Genomic DNA, 25971 nt, shown 5'->3' with positions numbered 1-25971 from the left:
CAATCTGACAAAATAATTGCTTTCCTATAGGAATGATGTCGGATACTGCGCTTGCCCGGGAAAGGATCGCGTTTCGTTCTTTTTATTGTCCCCTGCGTTCGATGGCCAGTAAAAACGGAGCTTGGTTTTGCTGATTGATATATTGGTATTTTAAAACCAAATAATCTAATTGACTCAGTCCATGGCAAAACGCTTCCACTGCCTCTTTTTCCGCCTCACCCGCCGGATGCCCCCAGTAAATCATGACCGTCATGATTCCGCCTGGTCTGAGTACCCTCAACCCTGATTGAATCGCCTGAATGGTGCTGCTCGCTTGTGTTGTGATTTCTTTGTCTCCACCCGGCAAGTAGCCCAAATTAAACATAATCGCCGCGGCGCTAATCTCCAGCCTGTCAATTTCCTCATGGCTGGCGAGCTTCATTTCTACCCTGTTCGCCAGACCCTCTCTCTCGAGTCTCTCTCGCGTTTTCTCGATCGCCTGCGGCTGGATATCGAAGGCGATTACTTTCCCTTCTTCTTGCACCAATTGCGCAAGAAATAAGGTGTCATTTCCATTCCCCATAGTGGCGTCTACAACAGTTTCTCCTACTTGTACCCGTTCACGGATTAATTTGCGTGCAACTTCTAATACATTTGGAAACAAAGTCAACTCTCCTCCCTCTATATACAAACAACGTTATAAATCGATTTGCAGACCGATGCGCGCCGCATAAACTGGGCCTGCGACAAAGGCATTGGCCTCCGCGATTACTTGAGACTCCTCATAGCCGTAAAACAAATGCGTAACTAATAAAGAACGGCAGGATAGGGATTGTGCCAATTCCGCCGCTTGGCGAACAGACAAGTGCCCATTTGGCTTCGCTGGTAAATTGTAATTCAGATAGGTCCCCTCGCAAATAAACAAATCCGCCTGACTGGCAAATCTCTCCCAGGCTGTACCTGGTCCACTGTCAGCCCCGTATACGAGGACACGTCCGTTTGCTTTCAAACGCATGGCGTAGCATGGATCTCCATCACCATGGTCCGTCCGTAAAAAAGTGATCGAGACGTCCCCAATGGTAACAGACGTTTCTTCGGTGATTGGGGTAAATGTGGTCGCATCTCGATACACCAATGTCTGAGCATTGGCCACTGGCAGCGCTGGTGCGAAGATCGGAAGTGGTTTGTCAGCAGGTCTTTGGCCAAATAGCTGATGAACCATCAAGCCGTACTGCATCACTCCTACATCTGCAACATGATCATGATGATAGTGAGATAAGAGCATGGCATCCAGCTCATAAATGGGCAAATGCTTACCTAACTGTGCAAGTACACCGCTGCCGCAGTCGAGTAGAATTTTGACACGGTCTGTCTCAATCAGGTAACCCGGAGTAGCACCCCCTGGGCCAGGATAAGGAGATTGATAGCCTAACACGGTAACGCGCATATTCGGTTCACTCCCTCTCATAGGATGGAATAAGGTGGGACAGGAGGTCTGAGATGCAAGGAACATGGAGAGCCGCATGGCAGATCGCTTTTACGTATATTGGGACAGTCGTAGGAGCTGGTTTTGCCTCTGGCAAAGAAATTGTAGAGTTCTTTGTTCAATATGGAACACAAGGCTTAGTAGGCATCATGCTGGCGACGATGCTGTTTATTTGGGCAGGCATCCGCGTCATGCTGATTGCCTATCGGATTCAGGCCGATTCCTATCAAGAAGTCAGCACCTATTTATTTGGGCATCCGTTTGGCACTGTATTTAATACCTTGCTTTTAACCGTATTGCTAGGTACTACCTCCGTCATGCTCGCTGCTACTGGCGCGATTTTTTGGGAGTCTTTTCGATTATCTCCTCAAATCGGCATTTGGTTTAGCATGATTTTGATTTTTTTCGTGACGAAAAAAGGGCTGTTTGCCATCCATCACGTAAACAGCATATTTGTTCCGATGCTCATTGGCTTTACGGTGCTCGTCTTTCTTTATACGAAGCCATGGTTAGATACGAATGTCGTCGTTGAATCGTTACGTCCTTGGGCATGGCTTAGTTCTCCCTTTTATTATGTTGCCTTAAATGTCACACTTACACAAGCGGTTTTGATTCCGATGGGCAGACAGAGTACGAGCGAGAAGCCTCTCATCCTGGGGGGAATCATAGGAGGGTTGGGAATAGGCCTTCTTCTCTTGCTCGCCTATGCTTCTCTGTCTGTAAAAATGCCGGGTATCCATCACGCGGAAATGCCCATGATTGCTGTGCTGCAAGGCTTGGGACCGACTATTCCCTTTTTGTTCTCCCTATTGGTGTATGCGGAAATTTTCTCGACTCTTGTGGCAAACGTATTTGGCCTAGCCCAACAGATTAGACAAGTTACTCCACTTCGAGGTCCGACTATTTTACTAGGGATTTTGCTGATTTGTTATTTGATCAGTTTTATCGGGTTTAGCTCGCTTCTCCGCTTCCTGTATCCACTCTTTGGACAACTGGTCGTCTTTTTCCTTGTCATGCTAGTGTACAGGCAGTGGCGCGATCGTATGTAATAAAAAAACCTCTCCCGTTAAGGAGAGGTTTTTCACTCTATCAAACTTAAGCAAATTCTTTAACCAATTTTTCGAAGTCTTCTTCAGACAAGCGAATGTCTTGGTTCACCAAACCTTGTTCTTTGAAGCCATTTACGAGAGCTTCGTAAGGTTTTTGCTCAGTGTTTTGGTAGATCAGACCTGTAATCAGACCTTTGTGCTGCATAGAGGTAGACATTGCTTTGATACGGTCATGTGGATCGTATCCTTCGATCGTGTCTACTGGTACGATGTTCTCTTTGAACCAGTCGTACGTATTTACCTTGTTGTAGGTTACACAAGGGCTGAATACGTTGATCAAGGAGAAGCCTTCGTGTTGGATACCTTTTTCAATCAGTTCAGTCAAGCCCTTCAGATCGCTAGAGAAGGATTGAGCAACGAAAGTCGCACCTACAGACAGCGCCAGTTCAACTGGAGAAATGGAGGACTCGATGGAACCTGCCGGTGTAGACTTGGTCACGAAACCAGTCGCGGAACGCGGGGAGGTTTGACCTTTTGTCAGACCGTAGATTTGGTTATCCATTACGATGTACGTAACGTTCATATTACGACGGATAGCGTGTACAGTATGGCCCATACCGATCGCGAAACCATCTCCGTCACCACCAGCTGCGATAACTGTCAGCTCGCGGTTCGCCATTTTCACACCTTGTGCGATTGGCAGGGAACGTCCGTGAATACCGTGGAAACCATAGCAGTTGATGTAGCCGGAAATACGACCAGAGCAACCGATACCGGAAACAACCGCCAGATTTTCAGGTTCCAGACCTACGTTCGCTGCAGCGCGTTGAATAGCCGCTTGGATGGAGAAGTCTCCACAGCCTGGGCACCAGTTTGGCTTAACGTTATTTCGAAACTCTTTCATAGTCGCCATGTTTTACCAGCTCCTTCACTTCAGCATAGATTTCCTTCGGCAGGAATGGGTTACCGTCATATTTAAGCACGGATTCGATTTTTTCAGCGTTTCCAACGTGTTGTTTGAGCAAGCTTGTTACTTGCGCTTGAGCGTTGTGCTCAACAACAACAACTTTCTTCGCTTTGTCTACGAGTGCTTTGATTTCTTCAGTTGGGAACGGATGCAGCAAACGGATTTGTGCATGGTTTACTTTCATTCCCTCTTGTTCCAGACGGCCTTTTGCTTCTTGAATCGTACCAATTGTGGAGTTGATACCCACAACCAGAACATCCGCGTCAGCGTGAGGAGCATCTGCTGTTACAGCGCCTTTGAAGTTTTTCAGGACGCCTTCCATTTTGCGCATACGTTTATCCATTTGTTGAATACGGTTTGCAGCATTCTCAGATGGACGACCAGTTTGATCATGCTCAACACCAGTTACGTGGTGCAGACCGTATTTTTGACCTGGAATCACACGAGGAGAAACGCCGTCTTCTGTTACTTCATAACGTTTGAACAGGTCGTTTTGCTCTTTTTCTGGCAATTCTTGTCCAGCAAGCAGTTTTCCGCGACGGATTTCTACTTTGCTGTAGTCAAATGGAACAACGGTTTGTTTACCCAAGGACAGCGTCAAGTCTGTCATCAGGATAACTGGCAGTTGGTATTCTTCCGCAATGTTAAACGCTTCAACTGCATCGTAGAAGCACTCTTCTACTGTGCTTGGCGCGATAACTACTTTCGGAATATCACCATGCGTACCATAGATCATAGCATTCACATCGGATTGCTCGATTTTGGTAGGCATACCGGTAGATGGGCCACCACGCTGTGTGTTCACGATTACAACTGGTTGTTCCGTGATACCAGCCAGACCAATTGCTTCCATCATCAGGGACAGACCAGGACCTGCAGAAGCTGTCAAGGAACGAGCACCCGCGAAGTTAGCACCGATTGCCATCGTTACAGCAGCAATCTCGTCTTCTGTTTGGATAACAGTACCGCCCAATTTAGGCAGCTTTTTAATCAAGTATTCCATTACCTCGGAAGCAGGTGTGATCGGGTAAGCTGGCATGAAACGGCAGCCTGCTGCTACAGCACCCAGAGCGATCGCATCGTTACCGATGAGGAACAGTTGTTTTTGTGGATCAGCCTTTTCCATTTGGAACTCAGGGAGTTGACCACCAGTCAATTCATTTACGAAATCAAAACCGCGGCGAATGGCATCCATGTTCTTTTCAACCACTTTTTCGCCCTTGCGGAGGAACATATCTTCAACGATGGGACGGAAGCTTTCCACTGAAATGCCGAGGATGGCACTGGACGCACCAATCGACACCATGTTTTTCATCAGGGAAGTTCCCAGCTCATCAGCGATTTCAGTCAGTGGTACAGTGAAGAAGCGAACTGGCTTCAAGCCGTCCGGCAATTTTGGATTAAATTTCGCATCCGCGATAATGATACCGCCTTCACGCAGCTCATGCGCATTGAAATCGATCGTCTCTTGGTCAAACGCTACGAGAATGTCCAGATCGTCAGAGATCGCACGCATTGGCGTTGTGCTCACGCGAATTTTATTGTTCGTGTGTCCACCCTTAATACGGGAAGAGAAGTGACGGTAGCTATACAGATGGTATCCCATCCGGTTCATCGCCATCGAGAAAATCTCACCAGTACTCTCGATGCCCTCCCCTTGCTGTCCTCCAACTTTCCAGGAAAGTTGACTAATCATTCAGATTCCACCCTTTCAGTGACTGTGAGAAAAGCTGCCTATCACACCTTGAAAAGACTGATAAGATGTGACATTTCTGTGCATAGACAGTAACAATTGTAGTCCTGTCCATGTCAAATTGCAAGTGCTTTTACTCAACTTACTTTTGACCTGAATTTTAATGTTGAACTTGGTACATTAATATCCTCATGCTTTATTGTAGCACGTTTCCGAAAACACGCAACCAATTTCCTTGCACAAATTTCAATACTTCCGCCTCTTTATAACGTTTTAACAAAGCTTCTAGTAACTGGGAGTAATCTGCCGCAGATGCCATGTCTCCAAACGTCTCGGTAATCCCATCGAAATCCGAGCCAAAACCTACGTGGTCTACGCCACCCAACGCGCAGATGTGATCTAAATGGCGCAACAAGTCATCGATCCAAACCGTGCGCTTCTCCGATACGGTAAAGAAGTCTACAAACGTCAAGCCGATCGCGCCATCTTTGGCGATTAACGCTCGTATTTGCTCGTCCGTCAAATTGCGAGAGTGATGGCATAGGCTTCTCACATTCGAGTGTGAAGCGATCACTGGTGCTTTCGAGCATTCTAGTACATCCCAGAATCCTGGATCGGCCAAATGCGAAACATCAATAATCATCCCCAGCCGATTCATTTCATCAATGACTTCTCGTCCAAATGAAGTCAGTCCACCTGGATTCGGCTCTCCATTTCCACTCGCTAGGGCGTTGCCATGATTCCAGGTCAGCGTCATTCCCCGTACTCCAAGCCGGAACCACGTACGTAGCTGAACCAAACTCTCTTCTAATGCATGCGCGCCTTCTACAAACAGAATAGCCCCTTTCTGTCCCTTTAATACGCATTCAGCCAAATCTGCCTTTGTGAAAATGGGTCGGAATTTTTCACTCACCTCTTGATAAAAAATATCGATCATTTCTAGTACAGTATGAAAACGTCGTCCAAACGACACATGAGAAGGGACAAAACAGGCAAGCACTTGTATGTCTACATTCCCTTTTTCAAGAGCGGTAAAACCTGCTTGCAAGAGCTTGTCTTCTTTATAGAAGTCCAAATCGGGGTTCTGCCATAGCTTGCATAATACATCGCTATGCGCATCAAAGATTTTCATATGGAAACGCTCCTTCTCTTCGATCACTTCGGAATTCATACTTCTGGACAAACGAAAAAACCTGTTCATTCTTCGAACAAACAGGCAGGTGAAGCATTTGCAGTTGTATCATCTGGGTTCTACGATTAATTTGATTGCAGTTCGTTCTTCTCCATCAATCACGATGTCGGTAAAGGCTGGAATACAAATGAGGTCAACTCCACTCGGCGCTACGAACCCTCGTGCGATTGCTACTGCCTTCACAGCTTGATTAAGCGCCCCAGCGCCAATGGCTTGGATCTCAGCCGCTCCTCGTTCGCGAAGAACTCCGGCAAGGGCACCAGCAACGGAATTGGGGTTAGACTTTGCTGAAACTTTTAATACTTCCATCCTTTTTGAACCTCCCGTCTGATAGGAATCCTGTCATCATTAGAATGATATTCGCATAACCCCTAAAAATTCCTGCTAACTCGCTTGAAAGATTCAAAAAATTCTAATCTTATTCCCATTATTCCATAAACGGATGGTCAGAGTCAATTCTGATTCGTTCCATTTTTTTCGCATGCCCAGTCGTTTTATCTAGCGTAATCAACACCGCATTCAACTGCGCAGGGTCTGGCGCTACCTCAAAGCGAACAGGGAGCTGCGTCAAAAACTTCTTAATAACAGCTTCGCGTTCCATCCCCAAAATACCATTACTTGGGCCACACATTCCTACATCACACAAAAATCCGGTTCCTTGAGGCAAAATACGTTCATCAGCAGTTTGCACATGGGTATGAGTCCCCACGACCGCTGTTACCTTCCCATCGAGATACCATGACATTGCTTGCTTTTCCGATGTGGCTTCTGCATGAAAGTCTACAAAAATGAGCTTCGTACGCTTCCGAGCTTGCTCTACTAGCTTGTCAGCCATTTGGAACGGACAGTCGAGTGGTGGCAAGAACGTTCGCCCCATCAAGTTAATAACGGCTAGTTCCCCTTCAGGTTGCTTGATATATGTAATCCCTTTTCCAGGAGCCCCTTCCGGGAAGTTCGCAGGTCTGATCATCCGCGGCTCATCATCAATAAAATCGAAAATTTCTCTTTGATCCCACGTATGATTCCCGAGCGTGATCGCGTGAACACCCCACTCGAAAAGCTCCTTGGTAATTTTCTCTGTGATCCCGCGACCATGCGCAGCGTTCTCTCCATTCGCTACGATAAAGGTAGGGCTGTATTTTCGTTTCAATAATGGCAAATATGTTTTCACGATCTCTCTGCCAGGCGAGCCCATAATATCTCCAATGAATAACAACTTCATTACCCAATCACCTCATTGCTAGTATACACAATTCCTCTGCTCAGTAGAAAACTTGACTTCGTCGAGCATTTGGTGTGCTACAAAAAAAGTAAAGTGGCACGCAGCCACTTTACTTTGCATACTCAACTGCCCGTGTTTCACGGATAACCGTTACTTTAATATGACCTGGGTAGTCAAGTTCATTTTCAATTCGTTTCGTGATATCCCGTGCCAGACGGGTAGCTTCCGCATCGTCAATCTTATCAGGTTGAACCATCACGCGAATTTCGCGTCCTGCTTGAATCGCATAAGACTTTTCTACGCCATCGAACGACTCAGAGATTTCTTCCAGTTTCTCCAAACGTCTGATATATGTTTCCAATGTCTCACGGCGTGCACCTGGGCGTGCGGCAGACAGAGCGTCGGCAGCTCCCACGAGCATAGCAATGACGGAAGTTGGTTCGGTATCACCGTGATGAGACGCAATACTGTTCACTACAACGTGATGCTCATTGTACTTCTTAGCCAGTTCTACACCGATTTCAACGTGTGAACCTTCTACTTCATGGTCAATCGCTTTTCCGATATCATGCAGCAAACCTGCACGTTTGGCCAGCTTCACATCTTCTTTCAGTTCTGCCGCCATCAAACCGGCGAGATGTGCCACTTCCATAGAGTGCTTCAGTACGTTTTGACCGTAGCTTGTACGATAACGCAAGCGTCCAAGAATCTTGATCAGGTCTGGATGCAAGCCGTGAACGCCTGTTTCGAACGTTGCTTGCTCACCGTATTCACGGATTCGCTCGTCTACTTCGCGACGCGCTTTTTCCACCATTTCCTCGATGCGAGCTGGGTGAATGCGACCGTCTGCGACCAGTTTATCCAACGCTGTCTTGGCGATTTCCCGACGAATCGGGTCGAAGCCAGACAGGATGACTGCTTCTGGAGTATCGTCAATAATCAGATCGATACCAGTCAACGTCTCCAGGGCACGAATGTTACGTCCTTCGCGTCCGATAATACGTCCCTTCATCTCATCATTTGGCAGCGTAACCACAGAAACGGTTGTTTCTGCTACGTGGTCTGCTGCACAACGTTGAATGGAGGTCGTAATGATCTCACGAGCACGCTTGTCCGCTTCTTCCTTGGCCTGAGTCTCAATCTCCTTGATCATCACAGCCATTTCGTGACGGACGGTATTCTCCACATCAGTGAGAATGATCGTCTTCGCCTCATCCTGCGTCAAGCCGGAGATTCGTTCTAGCTCTGATACTTGCTCTTTATATAAGTGCTCTACCTTGCTTTGCAGTTCTGCGATGGCACGGTCACGCTCAGACAACTCTTCTTCTTTGCGCTCCAACTGTTCCATCTTGCGGTCCAACGATTCTTCTTTTTGTAGAATTCGTCGTTCCTGACGCTGGATCTCATTGCGTCGCTCACGCAATTCGGTTTCCGCTTCAGATCGAAGTTTGAACACTTCATCCTTTGCCTCCAGCACCTTCTCCTTCTTAACGGCCTCGGCGTCCCGTTTGGCTTCCTCCACGATCTGTCGTGCAGCTTCTTCTGCACTGGAGATCTTCGCTTCCGCAATCGATTTACGAGTGAAGTAGCCAGCACCCAAGCCGATCAGCAGGGCAACGAGCACAATGACAACAGTAATTATAGGATCCATAGGCTTTTTCGTTTCACCTCCTTATTGTAAGACATCTCCCCGCTTTCCAAGCATTTGTTTTTCATGGAGTGCTCTCACATTTGAACATTCGGCTAAAAAACAAGACCGATTTTACTCGGTCCGCTGAATCCGTACTGCTTTCGCACGGTTTTTCAGTTGTTTCATAGGCAACGAGTGAGCAAATCACAAAAAGTTATGATACACCAAGTAAATACAAACCTATTTTATTATTTGTGAACAAGAATTGTCAAGATCATGCAAATAGAGTTGGCGCTAACTATCGCTTCTATGACGCAATTCTTCACGCATTTGTTGAATGATCGCATGGGAGAATCCCTTGCGCATCAGCATGGACAGCAGCTTGCGTTCTTCATCGGGGTTCGGTACACCCTCTATGCGTCGCACCTTCTTCTCTATCAATGCGCGAGCAGCATCTAGTTCAGCCTGCCTAGACACGCCACGTACTGCGTCCTCTACAATCGCTCTGTCCACTCCACGCTGGGTAAGCTCCATACGCAGCATATACGGGCTCCTCGGCTTCAAACGCAATCGCTCGTCTACCCATTGCTTCGCAAATGCTTCATCATCGATGTAACCGTGATCCTTGCAGCGCTGGCATATCTCTTCGGCAATCTGCGTAGAAAACCCCTTCTCTACCAAATAAGAATGTAGCTGACTGCTTGTCCGTGGACGTATGCCGAGGTATCGCAAAGCACCTAAATACGCTTTATGCTTTTCTTCTGCTATCAAGACTTCTCGGCAAAAAGCTTCATCTAATTCTGTTCCCTTAAATAGGTTGTACTTTACCAGTATGTCTTCGTGTACGGTAATGGCATACTCGCCTTCTACATCGATATGGTAGCGTTGCTTTTGTTTGATATCTCGATGAACGGCAGTGATCAGGCCGCTCTTCATGATGATTCACTCCTTCGCAAAGCTAAAATAACAGCCTGTCTCATCGACAGGCTGCTGTTTTACTTTCTTACTCCAGATCAAATGTAGGCTCTTCATCTTGCTCTGGGTCATGCTCTGCCTCTACTTCTGGAACAGAGCCAGGGTTCAGGCTGAAGTATTCACGCACTTTCGTTTCAATCTGTGATGCAATGTGCGGATTTTCCTTCAGGAAGACCTTCGAATTTTCTCTACCTTGGCCGAGACGCTCTTCGTTGAAGGAATACCAAGCACCACTCTTTTGCACGACGTCAATCTCAGAACCGATGTCGAGAATGCTACCTTCTCTGGAAATACCTTCACCGTACATGATGTCCACTTCTGCAACCTTAAATGGTGGAGCCACTTTATTTTTGACAACTTTGATCTTCGTTTTGCTACCCAAAATGTCGTTACCGACTTTGATAGATTCCGCTTTACGAACATCCAAACGAACACTCGCGTAGAACTTCAAAGCGCGTCCACCTGGAGTTGTTTCCGGGTTACCGAACATAACTCCCACTTTTTCACGAAGCTGGTTGATGAAGATTGCAATCGTTTTGGACTTGTTGATGGCACCAGACAGCTTGCGGAGTGCTTGGGACATCAATCGTGCTTGCAAACCTACGTGGGAATCTCCCATCTCACCCTCGATCTCTGCTTTTGGCACGAGTGCCGCAACGGAGTCGACTACAATAATGTCTACCGCACCAGAGCGCACCAGCGCTTCCGCGATCTCCAAAGCTTGCTCACCAGTATCTGGTTGGGACAACAGCAATTCGTCGATGTTCACACCCAGCTTCGCAGCGTAAACCGGATCCAAGGCATGCTCAGCATCGATAAACGCAGCCTGTCCACCTTGTCTTTGCACTTCTGCAATCGCATGAAGTGCTACTGTTGTTTTACCAGAAGACTCAGGTCCGTAAATCTCAATAATCCGTCCACGTGGGAATCCGCCCACACCCAGTGCGATATCAAGAGCAAGCGCTCCGCTCGATACAGTAGAAATCTGAACGTTGGAAACTTCCCCCAACTTCATAATGGAACCTTTTCCGAATTGCTTTTCTATTTGACGCAATGCACTCTCCAAAGCTGCGCGACGATCTGACAAATGGTACACACCCTTTCAATTTTTCGCTTCTGTTTTGCTTGTCTTCATCATACCTCGAGACAGAAGTGTTTGCCAAGTATTTTTTACGAACAAATATTCGCATCATAAAAAAGCAGCCATTTCCTGGTTGATCCCAGTGAAATGACTGCTTTGTGTAATGCTTTCTAATTAGGAACGCTTCGCTCCGCGAGGCTTTGCAGGCTCCAGATTGATTCGTTTTCCGTTGATACGTGTTTGACGCAGTGACTCATATACGAATGCCGCTACCTCTTCTGGAACCTCAACAAATGTGAAGTTCTCGAAAATGTCGATGCGACCTACTGATTTTCCTGGGATACCCACAGATTCAGAGATCTCTCTTACCAGATCCTGTGGCTTCATGTTCGCATTTCGACCTACGTTCAGGAAGAAGCGAACCATGCCTTTTGCTGCACCCGTCTCACCAAAGTTGTATGCTTCTACTTCCTGCCCTTGTCCCGCTTCGGTATGGAATGCCAGGTGCAATGCAGCAGCAGCTACTTTTTCAGCCGGGTATTGACCTACGAGAGCATCCGCTACTTTTTGATACATATCCGCGATTGCATCGCTTTCCAAAAGGCTAGTCAACTGTTCACGCAATTGTTCTTGTTTACGCTCAGCCACTTCCTCCAGGGAAGGAACATTGCGAGAGAGAACTTGTGCTTTTGTCTGCTTTTGGATAAACATCATTTGTCTTACTTCACGAGGCGTAACCAGCGTCATCGCAATTCCTTTGCGACCTGCGCGACCAGTACGGCCGATACGGTGTACGTAGCTCTCAGAGTCTTGTGGAATATCGTAATTGATTACGTGCGAAACGTTTCCTACGTCGATACCGCGTGCTGCTACATCTGTCGCGATCAGGAATTCAATCGAGCCCTCACGGAACGCATTCATGACCTTGTCACGTTGTGCCTGTGACAAGTCGCCATGCAAGCCGTCAGCAAGGTATCCACGGGATTGCAGCACTTCGGACAACTCATCTACTCCGCGCTTAGTACGGCAGAAAATGATACCCAGCTCAACATCCTCACTGTCCAAGATACGGCAGAGGCTCTCTACTTTGTTACGGTCAAACACTTTGTAGTATACCTGTTCGATCAATGGTGCCGTTACTTCTTCACGGCTCACCGCGATCGTTTGCGGCTGTTTCATGTAACGGGTAGCCAAACGCTTGATTTCTGGCGGCATCGTCGCAGAGAACAGCAAGGTTTGACGCTCTTCTGGCATATGATTGATGATCGTCTCGATATCTTCGATGAAGCCCATGTCCAGCATTTCATCCGCTTCATCCAAAACGAGGGTATGTACGTGATCCAGCTTCAATGTTTTGCGACGCAAGTGGTCCATGACACGGCCAGGAGTACCTACAACGATTTGTACACCTTGACGCAGTGCACGAATTTGATGTCCGATCGATTGTCCGCCATAGATTGGCAGCGTACGAACTTTGTTGTATTTCGAGATACGCAAGAGCTCTCCCGCAACCTGGATAGCCAGCTCACGAGTCGGGGTCAGCACGATCGCTTGTACACGATTGGCAGGCGTAATCTTTTCTACAAGTGGAATCCCGAATGCAGCAGTCTTACCAGTACCTGTCTGTGCTTGACCAATCAGGTCACCGCCATCCAGAACTTTTGGAATGCAAGCTGCCTGAATCGGTGATGGCTCCTCGAAGCCCATATCGTGAATTGCTTGCAGAATAGATTTATGTAAAGGAAAATCGGAAAAAATCGTCATGAAAAAAATCACCTTTCTTTTTGCATTTGCAGCGCATAAAACAACGCGTATTTAGCAGCACGCCCAACGATTGCATGCCTTCTTCCGGCAAGGCGCAGCTCTTTTACAACTGTGGGTATTCCTTCAGCCGCGATCCCTACGTAAACAAGGCCAACAGGCTTGCCCTCGGAAGGATCGGGTCCAGCCACTCCCGTAACAGAAATCCCGTAAGTAGCTCCCAGCTTTTCTCGTACATGTTCAGCCAGCAATTGAGCTGTTTTCTCACTGACTGCCCCATCTGTTTGCAAAATGGAATCAGGTACTTCAAGCAGTTGATTCTTCACTTCATTAGTGTAGCAGACTACCCCTCCACGAAACACTTGCGAGCTTCCTGGCACAGAGGTAATCAACGAGGCAATCGCTCCTCCTGTGCAGCTTTCTGCACAAGCAATCGTCTCATTTCTCTTTTTCAGCTCAGAAACCAGCACGTCATGCAGCGACGAGCTCTCGCCCATCCCGTACATATACTGGCCAACACGGCTGAGAATTTCTTTTTCTACAGGCAAGATTAGGGATTCCCCTTCTTCGACTGTAGCAGCTCTTGCCGTAATGCGCAGCGTTACCTCGAATTCTTTGGCGTATGGCGCGATCGTTGGATTGTCCTGCTTTTCGATCAGATCGAGCAGTTTTTCCTCCAAAGCGGATTCGCCTATTCCGTAGAACCGGAGTACATGAGAATGAAACACTTGTTTTTCGGGGAGCAAATCGGTTAAGTAAGGCATCACATAATTCTCTACCATTGGATACAGCTCGCTTGGTGGTCCAGGCAACAGCACGAACGTACTACTGTCATGACGGATCGCCATCCCCGGCGCCATCCCGAAATCGTTGGAGAATACATGGCTGCTAGAAAGCACCAGTGCCTGCTTACGATTGTTCTCCGTCATGACAATCCCACGTTGCGAAAAGAATTTTTCGATTCTCTCCATGGCCTCTGAATTCGTTTCCAATCCAATGCCTACATGCCCCGCCAAGGTTTCTTTCGTCAAATCATCTTGAGTCGGCCCTAGCCCACCCGTGAAAATGACGAGATCAGATCGTCCTGATGCCAATCGAATCACTTGTAGCAATCGCTCCGTGTTGTCTCCCACAACCGTATGAAAGTATACTCCCACGCCAATTTCCGCCAGCTTCCGAGAAAGAAACTGTGCGTTGGTGTTAGCGATCTGGCCTAACAAAAGTTCGGTACCTACCGCGATAATCTCCGCTCTCATCTTCCTCATCCCATTCTCTTTGAGAGTAGAAAAGCCTCTAAACTAATAGTTTATCACTTGCAAACGCTCAAGAGAAGAGTCTTGTGAAAAAAGAGACCAATACCCGCATTACGAGTATTGGATCACGTTACGATTTTTCGCAAAGTAGTCGTACCCGGAGTAAATCGTGATGATCACCATCGCCCAAGTAGCTACTTCGTCGAACGGAATGCCGAAGAACTCAAATGGGAAGTTGCGAATCATGACAGCCGTAATTGCTACGATCTGCACCCATGTTTTCAGTTTACCCAATGCACTCGCCGCAATTACCTGTCCTTCTGCCGCAGCAACTAGCCGTAGACCAGTTACCGCAAACTCCCGGCTGATAATAACAATCGCAATCCACGCTTCCAAACGTTGCATCTCTACGAGCGAAATGAGTGCTGCAGAAATCAACAGCTTATCAGCAAGCGGGTCCAGAAACTTCCCCAAGTTCGTCACGATTTTTTTCTTCCTTGCAATATAACCGTCGAGTCCGTCCGTACTGGCTGCTAGGATAAACACCAAAGCCGCAATCAGCTCGTTATACGTCATCGTCAGGCTGCCAATCGAAAATGTCCCGATGTTGTAACGCACCAGCAGAAAAAACATAACTACCGGCACCAGAAAAATCCTGGCGAGGGTGATGCGGTTGGCGAGATTCACCTAGACTACCTCCCCGGCTAAATCGTATTCATAGGAGTGTGTAATTTTTACTTTTACGATGGTGCCCAGTTCGCCTTTAAATCCAGTGACGAATACTTCACCATCGATTTCCGGAGCGTCATATTGTGTTCTACCTACATAAATATCGTTACGTCCTTCGTAACGTTCAATCAAAACTTCCAGAACTTGACCAACAAAGCGTCCATTGCGATCTCCGGCTACTTCACGCTGAATCTCCATCAGCATGTTCGCACGTTTTTCCTTAACCTCTTCGTCTACGTGGTCAGGCAGACGGGAAGCTGGAGTGTCATCCTCGTTGGAGTAAGTAAACACACCCAGTCGATCAAAGCGGATATCCTTCACAAACTCGCTCAGGCGCTCAAAGTCTTCGTCAGTTTCCCCCGGGAACCCTACGATCAAAGAGGTACGCAGTGCCACATCTGGAACCTGCGCGCGAATTTTTTCTACCAGCGCACGAATGTCCGTCTGTCTTCCAGGGCGACGCATTCTTTTCAAAATATGGTCTTCGGAGTGCTGCAAAGGCATATCTACGTATTTGCACACTTTTGGATTGGTAGCAAAGGTATGGATCAATTCATCCGTGAAAAATCCAGGGTATGCATAGTGAAGACGAATCCACTCGATGCCCTCGACTTCTGCCAGACGGTTTAAAAGCTCGGGAAGCATCAGCTTTCCATCGTAAATATCCGTTCCGTAGTTCGTAGAATCTTGTGCGATCAGACTTACTTCTACGATACCTTGTGCAGCCAGATGACGCGCTTCTTCTACGATCGACTCAATGGTACGACTGCGGAATCCCCCACGCATCAAAGGAATCGAGCAGAACGTACAGGCGTTGTCGCAACCCTCGGCAATTTTAATATATGCGGAGTATGTGCCTTGTTTTACTTTCCGCTTCACTACATCTTCGTACGTAAAAATGGGATTTCCTACAAAAATCGGTCGCTTGCCCTCAAGAGATTCTTCGATAATACCTGTAATCGACATAAAATCGCCTGTTCCGACAATGCCGTCCACCTCAGGAATCTCATTCAAGATATCCTCTTTGTAACGTTGTGTGAGACAGCCTGCCACCACAAGCGATTTCAGTTTGCCGGATTCCTTCAATTCACCCATTTCCAGAATCTTGTTTACGGATTCTTCCTTGGCTGCATCGATGAAACCGCAGGTATTGACGATAACCACAGTTGCTTCTTCCGGGTTATCAACCAGTTCATAACCTTTTTCATCTATCAGATGGGCCATCATGTCCGAATCAACGAGATTCTTTTCACAGCCCAGCGTTACAATCGCTACTTTTTCACGCGTGCCTACCTTCTCTGTCATCTTTTTTCCTCCAATTGGTCACACCAACCCATATTACACCTATCCAGTATAATATAAGCCTCAAGGAAGTGTCAAAACAGAGAAAAGTACAAAAGGCAAGCATATGCTTGCCTACTGGGTGACCGCCTCTTTTACTTTCATCGTAATATTGGACGGCATTGACTTCATTTTAGACGTGTCTACCAAGACTCCGTTAACCTTCAATTCCACTACAGTCGGTTTACCCAAACGAATATAAGCGGATTTCCCCAGCTCAATCGTTTTTTCCTGATCCTTCTTGAGCGTGCCCTGCTCGACATACGTTTTGCCTTTTCCTTCCGAAATACCAAACCAGCTTGTTTCTTCTTTCACCTTCAGATAAACCGTGATTTTTTCTCCACCTTGCAAGGAATAGTTATACATCGATCCTTGCTGCGATTCGAATGTGATGGTTGCCTGAGGAGTATCCGTAACGGACTCAGGTGGGTTTGTTCCTGTTTCGGGAGTCGGTGTGGTAATAGCAGGAGGCTTCGGTTGTTGAGCAATCGGGGATGTTGACGCTCCACCACCATTGCCAGGCGTGACAATTTCAGCTCCAGGGTTAACTGCTCCACCCGGCATTGGCTGAGTCATCTGACCTCCGTTGTTGTTGACAACAGCGAAATAAATAACCCCGAAAATCAAGGCAATAAACAATACGAGCAAGGTTTTGGTAACCCATCGCCCCGCTTGTAATGGATTGTTCGCTGAAGCAACTCGTCTGCGACGCAGTCGTTCTACTTGCTCTGTAGGTGGCTGGGCCGGCAAATCGGACTGAAAGTGAGTCAGGATGTGGTTCGGGTCTAGACCGACAGCTTCCGCATAACTCTTTATAAATGCACGCGCGTAAAAGTGGCCAGGAAGTACGTGAAAATGACCCCTTTCAATGGCTTCCAAATATCGCCGCTGTATCTTGGTGATACGTTGGATGTCGTCGAGCGTGATTCCTTTTTCTTCGCGGGCCCTTTGTAGGACTTGACCTAGCTCAGACACAGCTGCCCCTCCTTAATTCATTTCGAAATTATCAAAGCCGCGATTGTTGATAAGCTCATATGTAATCTCTTCATCCGGATGATGACGCAGCTCAATAATGTAATGGAAATCATCAAGTTGGTACTCTGATTCCCTTACGAATATATCCGGATGCTCAATGATCTTTGCGGCAGGAAAGTTCATAATCTCCCGTAGCAAGGTAAAGTGCTTTTCTGTCGATCGCAGCGTTGAGACAATTCCATCTATCAAATATACATGATCAGTAGACATTTCATCAATGGCTAAGGAGCTACGCACCGTCTGGCGCAACAAAGTAGAGGAAATGAATGTCCAACGTTTATTGGCGGATACGCTGGCTGCAATCATAGATTCTGTCTTCCCTACGCGAGGCATGCCACGAATCCCGATGAGCTGGTGACCTTCCCTCTTCAGGATTTCTGCCATGAAATCGACCAGCAAGCCCAGCTCCTCACGAACAAAGCGAAATGTTTTTTTGTCCTCGCTATCCCGTTCAATATAGCGACCGTGGCGTACAGCCAATCGATCCAGCATGGTCGGGGGACGTAACCTCGTTATGGTTATGTTGTCCATTTTTTGCACAACGTTGCGCAAAACCTCCATTTTTTCATCATCATCGGTCAAGAGCAGCATACCTCGACGCATGGTATCCACACCATTGATCGTCACGATATTGATGTTCAACATCCCCAGAATAGAAGATACGTCCCCTAAGAGACCGGGACGGTTACGGGCAATCTCATACTCCATGTACCATTCTTTCTTCGCTTCCATATGCAATCCTCTCCGCCAACCAGAATTCTCTTCTTATGTAGTATATCACGTTCGTTTCATTCGACAATCGCGAAAAGAAAAATCCCCAAAAGTAGGGGATTTAAATGGCTAGCTGCCAGCGTTCGCGTCATTGCGATTCTGAACAAGCTTCACCATGAGTGATGCCAAAGCTTGTTGCTGCTGTTGATCACCTGCGTCCCACAGCTGTTTCAACAGACGCTCCTGATCGTTTTTCGGGTCTACTTGCTCAGACAGATAGCTACCGATTTGATAAGCTACATTTTGAAGCGTATCGCTTTCCATCCCGGCTTGTTTCGCTTGTTCTACCCGATCTCCGAGAAACGCTTTCCAGTCGCTGAAATTGTCAAGAATCGACATAGGGAAATTCCCTCCTTTTGTACGTTGCGAACAGATTTGCTGCCCACACAAAAGGTAGAATTCCATCATTTCTCGTATTTTATTCATGCATACTGCTCTTCTACGTGTACCATCCACCGTTTGGACTAATCACTTGACCCGTCACATAACTGGAATCCGCCGAAAGCAAAAAGCGCACGACTGCGGCTACTTCATATGGTTGTCCGAGACGGTTGGCAGGTATTTCTTCCGCGATCATTTCCATTTCATCTGGTGCAAAACGCTCCATCATACCACCAGCAATTGCTCCAGGAGCGACTGCATTTACCGTGATTCCGTTTGGGGCCATTTCCTTTGCCAGGGCTTTGGTGAACGTATTGATTGCTCCTTTGGTCATGGAATACAGCACCTCACATGAACCGCCTGTCAGCCCCCAAATGGAAGAAATGTTGACGATGCGCCCATACCTTGCACGCAGCATAGCTGGAGCAGCAGCTTGGCAGACCAAAAAAGCAGATCGAACATTGAGTGCGATGAGCTCATCGAATTTCTCGACAGTCACATCCGTAAATAAGCCGACATCATCCACTGAGGCGTTGTTTACGATCAACAAAGGTGCAACCTGTATCTGTGCAAACATAGCCGCAATTTGCTGTGGATCCCGTAGATCAGCTTGGAGGATGCCGTACGGAACGCCCCTCTCCTGGCATTTTTGCACCAACGGCTCCAATTTTTCTATATTTCGATTGTAATGCAGATAAAGGGGAACCCCCGCATCAATCAGGTAGGTAGCGATCGCCTGCCCGATCTCTCCGGACGCTCCCGTAATTAACGCCCATGGCGTCTCTTGCTTGAACATGAATACATTACTCCTGTGGCGAAGCGGAACGAACGATGGAAACAGCCATCTGCTCGATTAAAAAATGCTCCTTCAAACGTTTTTCCACATCTTCGCGTGTGATCGACTCCAACGTCGGCACAACGGAAAACAAATCATTTCCGTTAAATTTGAAGCTGGTAAACTGGTTAGCGATAAACTCTACGGAGTTTAGAGAACGCAGGAAGTTTCCGATTTTTTTACGCTTTGCACGCTCAAAATCATCCTGGGCTATACCGTTTTGCTTCAACTGTTCGATTTCTGCTTTGATCGTTTCCACTAAACGCTCTGGATCAGGTGTATCTCCACCAATGATCGTATACGCATAATTCTGCTCACTACTGTAGTCAAAATCAAAGCTTTCCGTGATCAGCTCGCTGTCATACAAACGCTCATAGACAGCGGAGCTTGTGCCGAACGCGATGTCCAATACCAGTTTAGTAGTCAACTCGCGTTTTAACAAGGCTTCCTTGGTTAGACCGTTTTCCTTTTCCTTGATTCCAATCATGCATTTGGGCAAGCCAACTGTTAGAAACGCTTCTACTTTTGCTTCCGCTGGAGCTGATGGCTCTTCAGGAAAAACGCGTGTGATTTGTGGCGCAGGAGGAAACTCCTTTGCTCCCTGATTTTCTCGAATGAGCTTCATGATCGCTTCTGGCTCGAAGGAGCCCACCACCAATAGGAGCATATTGGCTGGATGATAAAACGTTTCATAGCACTGATACAAATATTCTTTTGTAATATGAGAAATCGTCTCGATCGTACCCGCAATCTCAATGTTAATCGGATACTTTTGGTACATGGCCTTTAAGAGGTTCATGTACACCTTCCAGTCAGGATTGTCATCGTACATGGTAATTTCCTGGCCGATGATTCCTTTTTCCTTTTCTACACTGGCATCTGTAAAATACGGGTCCTGTACATAGTCGAGCAGCAGATTCAGATTGTCATCTAGCTTATCTGTGCACGAGAACAAATAAGCCGTACGATTGAAGCTCGTGAACGCATTGCAGCTCGCCCCATTTTTACTGAATTCGTGCATGACATCGCGATCTTTTTTCTCAAACATTTTGTGCTCAAGAAAATGCGCAATGCCGTCAGGAACATTGATTTCTTCCCCGCTTCGGGTGCGGAAATGGCTATCAATGGAGCCATAGCGCGTAGTGAACACAGCGTATGTTTTGCTGAAGCCTTGTTTGGGAACCAAATAGACTTGCAATCCATTTTGGAGAGCTTCATGATATACCGTTTCATTTACTTGTTCAAAGACAGTGGTCTGCATCTTATGCCTCTCCCTTCTTGTCCCGTAGCAGATAAATCGTGTCGATCGTCACCTTGCTCGCTACTTTCTTGATATCCTCAATGGTCGCTTGGTTGATCCCCGCCAAAAGCTCTTCAATTTTCCGAGGACGTCCGCTAATTACACCGTTGTACGTAAAATCAATCATGCCGCGAGCACTGTCCAGCAGCTCACGGAACTGGTTAGACAAAGTCGCCCGCGTCTGACTCATCTCCTCTTCCGTAATGGTTCCTTGTTGCATCAGTTCAAGCTGCTGCTTAATAATCTCAACCGCACGCTGATATTTGCTAACATCAATCCCAGACATAATCATGAGAATCCCTTTGTGACTCTCTAGCCTGGAAACGGCATAGTAAGCGAGACTCTCTTTTTCACGGACGTTGACAAACAGCTTAGAGTGAGGAAAACCGCCTAATATCCCGTTGAACAAGAGCAGCGTCGGGTAATCGTCATCCTTATAAGTGATCTGCGTGCGGCAGCCGATATTGAGCTTTGCTTGGTTGACATCCAGTCGATCGATCACTTCGCGTTCAGCTGATACATCCTTCGCCGTCGATGCGATCTGTAGTTCACCTACTTGGGAGCGCTCCAATGGGATATGCTTGCGAATAGCTTCGCTCACTTCCTGCTGATCAACATCGCCCACCACGAACATATTGATCGGATTCGTCGTCGTTACTTCTTTAAAATATTGATACAACTCCTGACCGGAGATCTTCGGCAAATCCATCACGCGCCCTTGGACGAGAAGAGCGAATGGTTCGCCTTTACACATTTCTTCTGTCACACGTTGGTTCGCATACTTCATTTTGTCGTCGATCAAACTCTCCATCCGTTTACGTAGCGTCTCTTTTTCCTGTGCCAAGTACTTTTCGGAAAAAGCGTTGTTTTGTACATACGGTCTAACGAGCATATCTCCTACGAATTCGATGGCCTGCTCCAAAAGAGAGGCTTCATTGGACAAATATTTTTCATTCGGGACTTCCATGTAAATTTGCAGGATTTGTCGCTCGCCTTTTTTGGTGACATCTACATCAAAAATGGCACCATACAGGAAATCCAAATGTGCTCGCAATAGCTTCGTTTCTGGAAAACGAGCGCTGGCACGTTTCATGACCATCGCAAGCAATGCTGTTTTCGTTACGTGCTCCTCCGATAGCGCCTGTTCAATCATCGTCACGATTGTCGTTGTCTTGAACTTTTCGGTTGGAAGGATATGTACGTTCATCCCATTGATTTGGGAGCTTTGAAATGCAATTTCGGTTGTAGAAGCAGTCATAGTCCAATCTCCCTTCTCCATCAGCTTACTCATACTCTTCTCTATTGTAACCAATTGTCAGGGCATCAAGCATCAGAATCTTCCATTATATATCCCAGTCCTTCATCCTATGCGCTCACGCAAGTCCCGTAATACGCAAATCACAGCGCTTCCATATGTACAAAAAAAGAGCGAACGACACCTTTTTACAAAGGGCGTTCACTCTTTTCCTTACATATCCATTGCATCCCACTCTCGAGGATCATCCGATGTGCTATGCTCTTCAACAAATCGACCACAATCAGACGAGAGACAGAGCATGCCATCCAACTGCTCATCGTGAAAGGGCAAGCCGTGGCTTCCCCCACAGTACGGACAAGTCCACATACGAAGGGCCTCCTTTTATTCGTGAAGGTACTCCGTAGTAGTTTGTCCCAATATTAGAGGGGACTCTCCACTTTATTTTGCTCCCAAATCCGCAAGTAATCATACGGATCCATCGCTTTCCCCGTGCTGTTACGATAGAGGCCAAAATGCAGGTGAGGTTCAAACATTCCCACTGTACCAGTTCCACCGTAGCCTGTATCTCCAACAAAACCGATCAGTTGTCCAGGTTTTATCGTTTTCCCTACATACAATCCTGGTGCATACGCCTGCAAATGAGCGTAATACATCCGATATTGACCGTTCTCATCCGTAATGTTTACTCTCCAACCACCATACGTATTCCAGCCCACTTTGTTGATCGTCCCATCGGATACCGAGTAAATCGGCGTTCCTTTCGGTGCCATAATGTCGATGCCTTCGTGACTACGGACACTGCCGCTATTCGACTCCGTCCACTCTCGATCAGACCCGAAGCTATCCCCATACGGCTCATACCAGCTATTATCGTGGAAAGGAAACCGAAATTGGTTTCCAATCAATTGATCATCCGCAACTTTTGTGGCAAATGGATGCTCAGCTCGTTGTGCACCTTCTGGCAAAAATAAAATTTGACCCACCAGTAGCTCATCAGAAGAGAGAGGATTATTTTTCTGAATAGCACTCATGCTCGTGTCATGGCTAGCTGCAATTTTTGATAAGGTATCACCCTGTTGAACGACATACGGATTCAAAGAGTATTTCACACTTGCAGCCTTGTCTTCCACAGGTTTGGATTGTATGTATGCAACGGCCGACATCTCATCCCATTGAACTTGATAGCCAAAAGCCTCTGAGATAAACCGGATCGGAACAAGCGTCCGCTTATCCACAATGATGGGAGAGACATCCATCTTCAAGCGTTTTCCATCTACGTACGCAGCCTGGCTTCCAATTGTTAGGGTGATATGCTTGCCTTTTTTGTTGAGCAATACTTTTTGTGTTTTGGCTTCGTAGCTTACTTCTGATCCTGTTGCCTCCGCTACTATCCGGATCGGAACGAGCATGCGTCCATTTTGATGGATGGGCGATACATCTGATTGGACTCCCCTTCCATCGACAACGACAGAAATGACCGGTCCTGGTTCTTTTGCTGAAACCATTCCAGCGGATACTGCTATCATCAGGCAAAAGACAAAAGCGCCTAGAATCCTGTTCCATCGATAACTGCTGTACGTATGTAGACAGCGGTTCATCTTTTTCCCTCCCCACAGATAATTTGCAAAAACGGATAGGACCGTTTTTTTGCGGACCGCAAGCAGTCACAAAAATTATCGCACAGAGGAAGTGACAGGTTCTAGACGCTAAATATTGTCAACGAATGATTAACGTGATCCCGTATCGTAAGGTTTGCCGAGGGCCGCTGGAGCGCTGGAGCGCCCTACCAGACCAGCCATCACGAGAATCGTCAGTACGTACGGAAGCATGAAGATAAATTCAGTAGGAATGTAATTGGTCAATCCAAAGATTTGCACCAAAGACTTGATCGCTTGAGCGACACCAAAGAACAAAGCTGCTCCCATCGCACCCATTGGATGCCATTTACCAAAGATCAAGGCCGCAATCGCGATAAACCCTTGTCCGGAAACCGTATTATGGGAAAAGTTACTGGTTGTTGTCAAAGAAATGGTAGCTCCACCCAATGCAGCCAGCATACCACTGATCATAACAGCCGTGTATCGCATTCTCTTTACATTGATCCCTACTGTATCAGCAGCACGCGGATGCTCACCAACTGAACGCAAGCGCAATCCGAATGGTGTCTTAAATACAATATACCAAGTAAGGAAAACGGCAATGAAAGCTAGATAGCTAGTAGGATACGCCTCAAAAATGGCATGTCCGATGTACGGAATTTCACTCAATCCAGGAATACTGAATTTGTTAAACACAGTGTTCAACGTTGTTGTCTGACCTGCTCCGTCGAAAATAATTTTGGTCAGGTAAATGGAAAGCCCAGCTGCCAGGAAGTTCAGGGCCACACCACTGACGGTCTGGTCTGCTTTAAATGTAACAGAAGCAACGGCATGCGGGAGGGCAAAAATAGAACCGGCAATCCCTGCCGCAATAAATCCGACCCACGGTGCCCAAGCACCCAGTGAATCTTGGAAAGCATAGGTCATTACGGCACCAGTAAAAGCACCGATAATCATCATACCTTCTAGCGCAATGTTCACGACACCAGAACGCTCGGAGTACAGTCCACCCAATGCGGCAAAAATCAAGGCAGTGGAAAACACGATGGTATCATGAACGAGGTTGCTGAGAATTAATCCCCAATCCATCAGTGTCCACCTTCCTTTTTCTTCATCAAGATCGGCTTAACGAAAATTTTCACGATGCCATGTGCAGCAACGAAGAAAATAACAGAAGCAATCACGACACGAATCAACTCAAACGGTACACCCGCACTAAACTGCATGCCGCTCGCACCAAATGTGAGAACCCCAAACAATATAGCAGCAAGGATAACCCCGAATGGTGTATTTCCGCCAATCAATGCTACCGCGATTCCATCAAAGCCATAGCCCGTATGCTGCGTCATGATCGCTTGATAGTGGAATACGCCCAAAATCTCAGTAGCTCCACCAATTCCTGCAAACATACCACCAATGAACATGGCCTTTACAACATTACGATTCACGTTCATACCAGCATACTCAGAAGCATGCGGATTCAAACCAACGGAACGCAATTCAAAACCAGATTTTGTTTTCCAAAGAATGATATAGAAGAAAATAGCTGCGAGTACGGCAATCAGTGTACCCCAGTGTAAACGAGCATTGTCAAACATTTCGGCCAGCCATCCAATGGTAATGATCGCAGAATCCTTTACTTCTTCGGATGTTTGTTTGCCTGCTGGAATAAAGAAAGCATTCATGACCCAGTTTGCAAAGTAAAGAGCTACCCAGTTCAACATGATGCTGGTAATAACCTCATTGACACCACGAGCTGCTTTCAAATAACCGGCAATGGCACCCCACAAGCCACCTGCTACAGCACCTGCAAGGATAGCAAGTGGAGCATGAATGATAGCTGGAAGGTCAAACGAAACACCTACGACAGTAGAAGCAATCATCCCTACGATAAATTGACCTTCTGCCCCGATATTAAAGAGACCTGTACGGAATGCAAACGCCACAGCCAAACCTGTAAAGATCAAAGGCGTAATTTGACGAATTGTTTCACCAAAGTTATACGCGCTTCCAAATACTTTTTTAATCAAAGCCGTATAGGCATCGATTGGGTTAAATCCACCTGCCAGCATTGCGATTGCTCCAGTCAAAAGACCAAGAAGGATCGCAACGGCAGGAACGAGAAACGATTCTTTCGTGAAGACCGCAATAACTTTATTCATCGTTTCCCCCTCCTTGCATTACTTTTCCGCCGGACATCATCAAGCCGAGCTCTTGCTCCGTTGTCGATTTTGCATCGACAATCCCCACAATGGCTCCCTCATAAATAACCGCAATCCGGTCGGACACATTGATAACCTCATCCAGCTCCAAGGAAAGCAAGAGAACCGCTTTTCCCTGATCGCGTTGATCAATTAGTCTGCGATGAATGAATTCGATAGCCCCTACATCCAAGCCGCGAGTAGGTTGTGCCGCAATCAGCAAATCCGGGTTCT

The 25971-nt window shown here is 46.9% G+C and carries 25 protein-coding genes and 1 pseudogene; 1 reads left to right on the top strand and 25 read right to left on the bottom strand.

What is annotated here, in order from left to right:
* Positions 1-82 precede the first annotated feature (82 nt).
* Both mnmM and HP568_RS25180 read right to left on the bottom strand, forming a co-directional pair.
* Positions 83-643, bottom strand: coding sequence for a tRNA 5-(aminomethyl)-2-thiouridylate-methyltransferase MnmM (gene mnmM / locus HP568_RS25185; RefSeq protein ID WP_048033385.1), 561 nt, complete (start codon positions 641-643; stop codon positions 83-85).
* Positions 644-676: 33 nt separating this feature from the next.
* Positions 677-1426 carry an MBL fold metallo-hydrolase gene (locus tag HP568_RS25180; protein ID WP_173630538.1) on the bottom strand — a complete coding sequence of 250 codons (750 nt, stop codon included), beginning with the start codon at positions 1424-1426 and terminating at the stop codon, positions 677-679.
* A gap of 53 nt (positions 1427-1479) precedes the next feature.
* Between HP568_RS25180 and HP568_RS25175 the strand changes: the two genes are divergently transcribed.
* Complete coding sequence (locus tag HP568_RS25175; RefSeq protein ID WP_048033387.1) at positions 1480-2514, top strand: YkvI family membrane protein; 1035 nt, start codon at positions 1480-1482, stop codon at positions 2512-2514.
* A 46-nt stretch (positions 2515-2560) separates the two neighbouring features.
* On the opposite strand, the gene HP568_RS25170 is transcribed toward HP568_RS25175, so the two are convergent.
* The 23 genes and pseudogenes from HP568_RS25170 to HP568_RS25060 all read right to left on the bottom strand — a co-directional run.
* Positions 2561-3427, bottom strand: coding sequence for a 2-oxoacid:ferredoxin oxidoreductase subunit beta (locus HP568_RS25170; protein WP_048033388.1), 867 nt, complete (start codon positions 3425-3427; stop codon positions 2561-2563).
* The gene (locus tag HP568_RS25165; protein WP_048033389.1) at positions 3399-5177 is read right to left on the bottom strand and encodes a 2-oxoacid:acceptor oxidoreductase subunit alpha; all 1779 of its coding nucleotides are present in this window, start codon (positions 5175-5177) and stop codon (positions 3399-3401) included. Before HP568_RS25165 ends, HP568_RS25170 begins: the two co-directional genes overlap by 29 nt.
* Before the next feature lie 193 nt (positions 5178-5370).
* Entirely contained in the window at positions 5371-6306 is a 936-nt protein-coding gene (locus HP568_RS25160; RefSeq protein ID WP_173630537.1) for a dipeptidase, read from the bottom strand.
* 108 nt (positions 6307-6414) lie between these two features.
* A complete protein-coding gene (spoVS, locus tag HP568_RS25155) occupies positions 6415-6675 on the bottom strand; it encodes a stage V sporulation protein SpoVS (RefSeq protein WP_003385776.1) in 261 nt (86 codons plus the stop codon).
* A gap of 118 nt (positions 6676-6793) precedes the next feature.
* Positions 6794-7588, bottom strand: coding sequence for a TIGR00282 family metallophosphoesterase (locus HP568_RS25150; RefSeq protein WP_048033391.1), 795 nt, complete (start codon positions 7586-7588; stop codon positions 6794-6796).
* 109 nt (positions 7589-7697) lie between these two features.
* Entirely contained in the window at positions 7698-9239 is a 1542-nt protein-coding gene (gene rny / locus HP568_RS25145; RefSeq protein WP_007719154.1) for a ribonuclease Y, read from the bottom strand.
* Positions 9240-9512: 273 nt separating this feature from the next.
* Positions 9513-10154 (bottom strand): RecX family transcriptional regulator, encoded by a 642-nt coding sequence (locus HP568_RS25140; protein ID WP_048033392.1) that lies wholly within the window; start codon positions 10152-10154, stop codon positions 9513-9515.
* A gap of 67 nt (positions 10155-10221) precedes the next feature.
* Positions 10222-11280, bottom strand: coding sequence for a recombinase RecA (recA, locus tag HP568_RS25135; RefSeq protein ID WP_048033393.1), 1059 nt, complete (start codon positions 11278-11280; stop codon positions 10222-10224).
* Positions 11281-11448: 168 nt separating this feature from the next.
* Positions 11449-13038, bottom strand: coding sequence for a DEAD/DEAH box helicase (locus HP568_RS25130; RefSeq protein ID WP_048033394.1), 1590 nt, complete (start codon positions 13036-13038; stop codon positions 11449-11451).
* An 8-nt stretch (positions 13039-13046) separates the two neighbouring features.
* Positions 13047-14291 carry a competence/damage-inducible protein A gene (locus HP568_RS25125; protein ID WP_048033395.1) on the bottom strand — a complete coding sequence of 415 codons (1245 nt, stop codon included), beginning with the start codon at positions 14289-14291 and terminating at the stop codon, positions 13047-13049.
* A gap of 108 nt (positions 14292-14399) precedes the next feature.
* A complete protein-coding gene (gene pgsA, locus HP568_RS25120) occupies positions 14400-14975 on the bottom strand; it encodes a CDP-diacylglycerol--glycerol-3-phosphate 3-phosphatidyltransferase (RefSeq protein ID WP_048033396.1) in 576 nt (191 codons plus the stop codon).
* Positions 14976-16322, bottom strand: a complete 1347-nt coding sequence (gene rimO, locus HP568_RS25115; RefSeq protein ID WP_056488318.1) for a 30S ribosomal protein S12 methylthiotransferase RimO — start codon at positions 16320-16322, stop codon at positions 14976-14978.
* A gap of 111 nt (positions 16323-16433) precedes the next feature.
* Positions 16434-17333 (bottom strand): helix-turn-helix domain-containing protein, encoded by a 900-nt coding sequence (locus HP568_RS30185; protein ID WP_048033398.1) that lies wholly within the window; start codon positions 17331-17333, stop codon positions 16434-16436.
* 12 nt (positions 17334-17345) lie between these two features.
* Positions 17346-18125, bottom strand: a complete 780-nt coding sequence (locus HP568_RS25105) for a YmfK family protein (protein WP_015891684.1) — start codon at positions 18123-18125, stop codon at positions 17346-17348.
* Positions 18126-18233: 108 nt separating this feature from the next.
* Positions 18234-18503, bottom strand: a complete 270-nt coding sequence (locus HP568_RS25100) for a DUF3243 domain-containing protein (RefSeq protein ID WP_048033399.1) — start codon at positions 18501-18503, stop codon at positions 18234-18236.
* A gap of 100 nt (positions 18504-18603) precedes the next feature.
* On the bottom strand, positions 18604-19341 hold the full coding sequence (gene ymfI / locus HP568_RS25095) for an elongation factor P 5-aminopentanone reductase (protein WP_173630536.1): 738 nt from the start codon (positions 19339-19341) through the stop codon (positions 18604-18606).
* Between the two features lie 7 nt (positions 19342-19348).
* Complete coding sequence (gene yfmH / locus HP568_RS25090) at positions 19349-20641, bottom strand: EF-P 5-aminopentanol modification-associated protein YfmH (protein ID WP_173630535.1); 1293 nt, start codon at positions 20639-20641, stop codon at positions 19349-19351.
* Between the two features lies 1 nt (position 20642).
* Positions 20643-21938, bottom strand: a complete 1296-nt coding sequence (gene yfmF, locus HP568_RS25085; protein WP_173630553.1) for an EF-P 5-aminopentanol modification-associated protein YfmF — start codon at positions 21936-21938, stop codon at positions 20643-20645.
* Positions 21939-22148: 210 nt separating this feature from the next.
* Positions 22149-22304: a hypothetical protein gene (locus HP568_RS25080; protein ID WP_164724468.1), complete on the bottom strand. Its 156-nt coding sequence runs from the start codon at positions 22302-22304 to the stop codon at positions 22149-22151.
* A 53-nt stretch (positions 22305-22357) separates the two neighbouring features.
* Positions 22358-23536 carry a stalk domain-containing protein gene (locus HP568_RS25075; RefSeq protein ID WP_173630534.1) on the bottom strand — a complete coding sequence of 393 codons (1179 nt, stop codon included), beginning with the start codon at positions 23534-23536 and terminating at the stop codon, positions 22358-22360.
* Between the two features lie 129 nt (positions 23537-23665).
* A complete protein-coding gene (locus HP568_RS25070; RefSeq protein WP_048033404.1) occupies positions 23666-24625 on the bottom strand; it encodes an ABC transporter permease in 960 nt (319 codons plus the stop codon).
* Entirely contained in the window at positions 24625-25698 is a 1074-nt protein-coding gene (locus HP568_RS25065; protein WP_048033405.1) for an ABC transporter permease, read from the bottom strand. Before HP568_RS25065 ends, HP568_RS25070 begins: the two co-directional genes overlap by 1 nt.
* Positions 25691-25971: pseudogene (locus tag HP568_RS25060) on the bottom strand (ATP-binding cassette domain-containing protein); the annotation flags it as partial. The gene HP568_RS25065 and the pseudogene HP568_RS25060, both read right to left, overlap by 8 nt.

The organism is Brevibacillus sp. MS2.2 (genome assembly GCF_013284345.1).
In the GTDB taxonomy this organism is placed as follows: Bacteria; Bacillota; Bacilli; order Brevibacillales; family Brevibacillaceae; genus Brevibacillus; species Brevibacillus brevis_C.
Note: the sequence above shows the minus strand (reverse complement) of the source record. Positions and strands in the feature narration are given on the sequence as shown.

What these genes read in the sequence shown, in the direction of transcription:
- HP568_RS25180 (WP_173630538.1), bottom strand. Translation starts at nt 1,426, where the DNA reads ATGCGCGTTACCGTGTTAGGCTATCAATCTCCTTATCCTGGCCCAGGG.
- HP568_RS25175 (WP_048033387.1), top strand. Translation starts at nt 1,480, where the DNA reads ATGCAAGGAACATGGAGAGCCGCATGGCAGATCGCTTTTACGTATATT.
- HP568_RS25170 (WP_048033388.1), bottom strand. Translation starts at nt 3,427, where the DNA reads ATGGCGACTATGAAAGAGTTTCGAAATAACGTTAAGCCAAACTGGTGC.
- HP568_RS25165 (WP_048033389.1), bottom strand. Translation starts at nt 5,177, where the DNA reads ATGATTAGTCAACTTTCCTGGAAAGTTGGAGGACAGCAAGGGGAGGGC.
- HP568_RS25160 (WP_173630537.1), bottom strand. Translation starts at nt 6,306, where the DNA reads ATGAAAATCTTTGATGCGCATAGCGATGTATTATGCAAGCTATGGCAG.
- spoVS (WP_003385776.1), bottom strand. Translation starts at nt 6,675, where the DNA reads ATGGAAGTATTAAAAGTTTCAGCAAAGTCTAACCCCAATTCCGTTGCT.
- HP568_RS25150 (WP_048033391.1), bottom strand. Translation starts at nt 7,588, where the DNA reads ATGAAGTTGTTATTCATTGGAGATATTATGGGCTCGCCTGGCAGAGAG.
- rny (WP_007719154.1), bottom strand. Translation starts at nt 9,239, where the DNA reads ATGGATCCTATAATTACTGTTGTCATTGTGCTCGTTGCCCTGCTGATC.
- HP568_RS25140 (WP_048033392.1), bottom strand. Translation starts at nt 10,154, where the DNA reads ATGAAGAGCGGCCTGATCACTGCCGTTCATCGAGATATCAAACAAAAG.
- HP568_RS25130 (WP_048033394.1), bottom strand. Translation starts at nt 13,038, where the DNA reads ATGACGATTTTTTCCGATTTTCCTTTACATAAATCTATTCTGCAAGCA.
- HP568_RS25125 (WP_048033395.1), bottom strand. Translation starts at nt 14,291, where the DNA reads ATGAGAGCGGAGATTATCGCGGTAGGTACCGAACTTTTGTTAGGCCAG.
- rimO (WP_056488318.1), bottom strand. Translation starts at nt 16,322, where the DNA reads ATGACAGAGAAGGTAGGCACGCGTGAAAAAGTAGCGATTGTAACGCTG.
- HP568_RS25105 (WP_015891684.1), bottom strand. Translation starts at nt 18,125, where the DNA reads ATGGAAGCGAAGAAAGAATGGTACATGGAGTATGAGATTGCCCGTAAC.
- HP568_RS25100 (WP_048033399.1), bottom strand. Translation starts at nt 18,503, where the DNA reads ATGTCGATTCTTGACAATTTCAGCGACTGGAAAGCGTTTCTCGGAGAT.
- ymfI (WP_173630536.1), bottom strand. Translation starts at nt 19,341, where the DNA reads ATGTTCAAGCAAGAGACGCCATGGGCGTTAATTACGGGAGCGTCCGGA.
- yfmH (WP_173630535.1), bottom strand. Translation starts at nt 20,641, where the DNA reads ATGCAGACCACTGTCTTTGAACAAGTAAATGAAACGGTATATCATGAA.
- yfmF (WP_173630553.1), bottom strand. Translation starts at nt 21,938, where the DNA reads ATGACTGCTTCTACAACCGAAATTGCATTTCAAAGCTCCCAAATCAAT.
- HP568_RS25080 (WP_164724468.1), bottom strand. Translation starts at nt 22,304, where the DNA reads ATGTGGACTTGTCCGTACTGTGGGGGAAGCCACGGCTTGCCCTTTCAC.
- HP568_RS25075 (WP_173630534.1), bottom strand. Translation starts at nt 23,536, where the DNA reads ATGAACCGCTGTCTACATACGTACAGCAGTTATCGATGGAACAGGATT.
- HP568_RS25070 (WP_048033404.1), bottom strand. Translation starts at nt 24,625, where the DNA reads ATGGATTGGGGATTAATTCTCAGCAACCTCGTTCATGATACCATCGTG.
- HP568_RS25065 (WP_048033405.1), bottom strand. Translation starts at nt 25,698, where the DNA reads ATGAATAAAGTTATTGCGGTCTTCACGAAAGAATCGTTTCTCGTTCCT.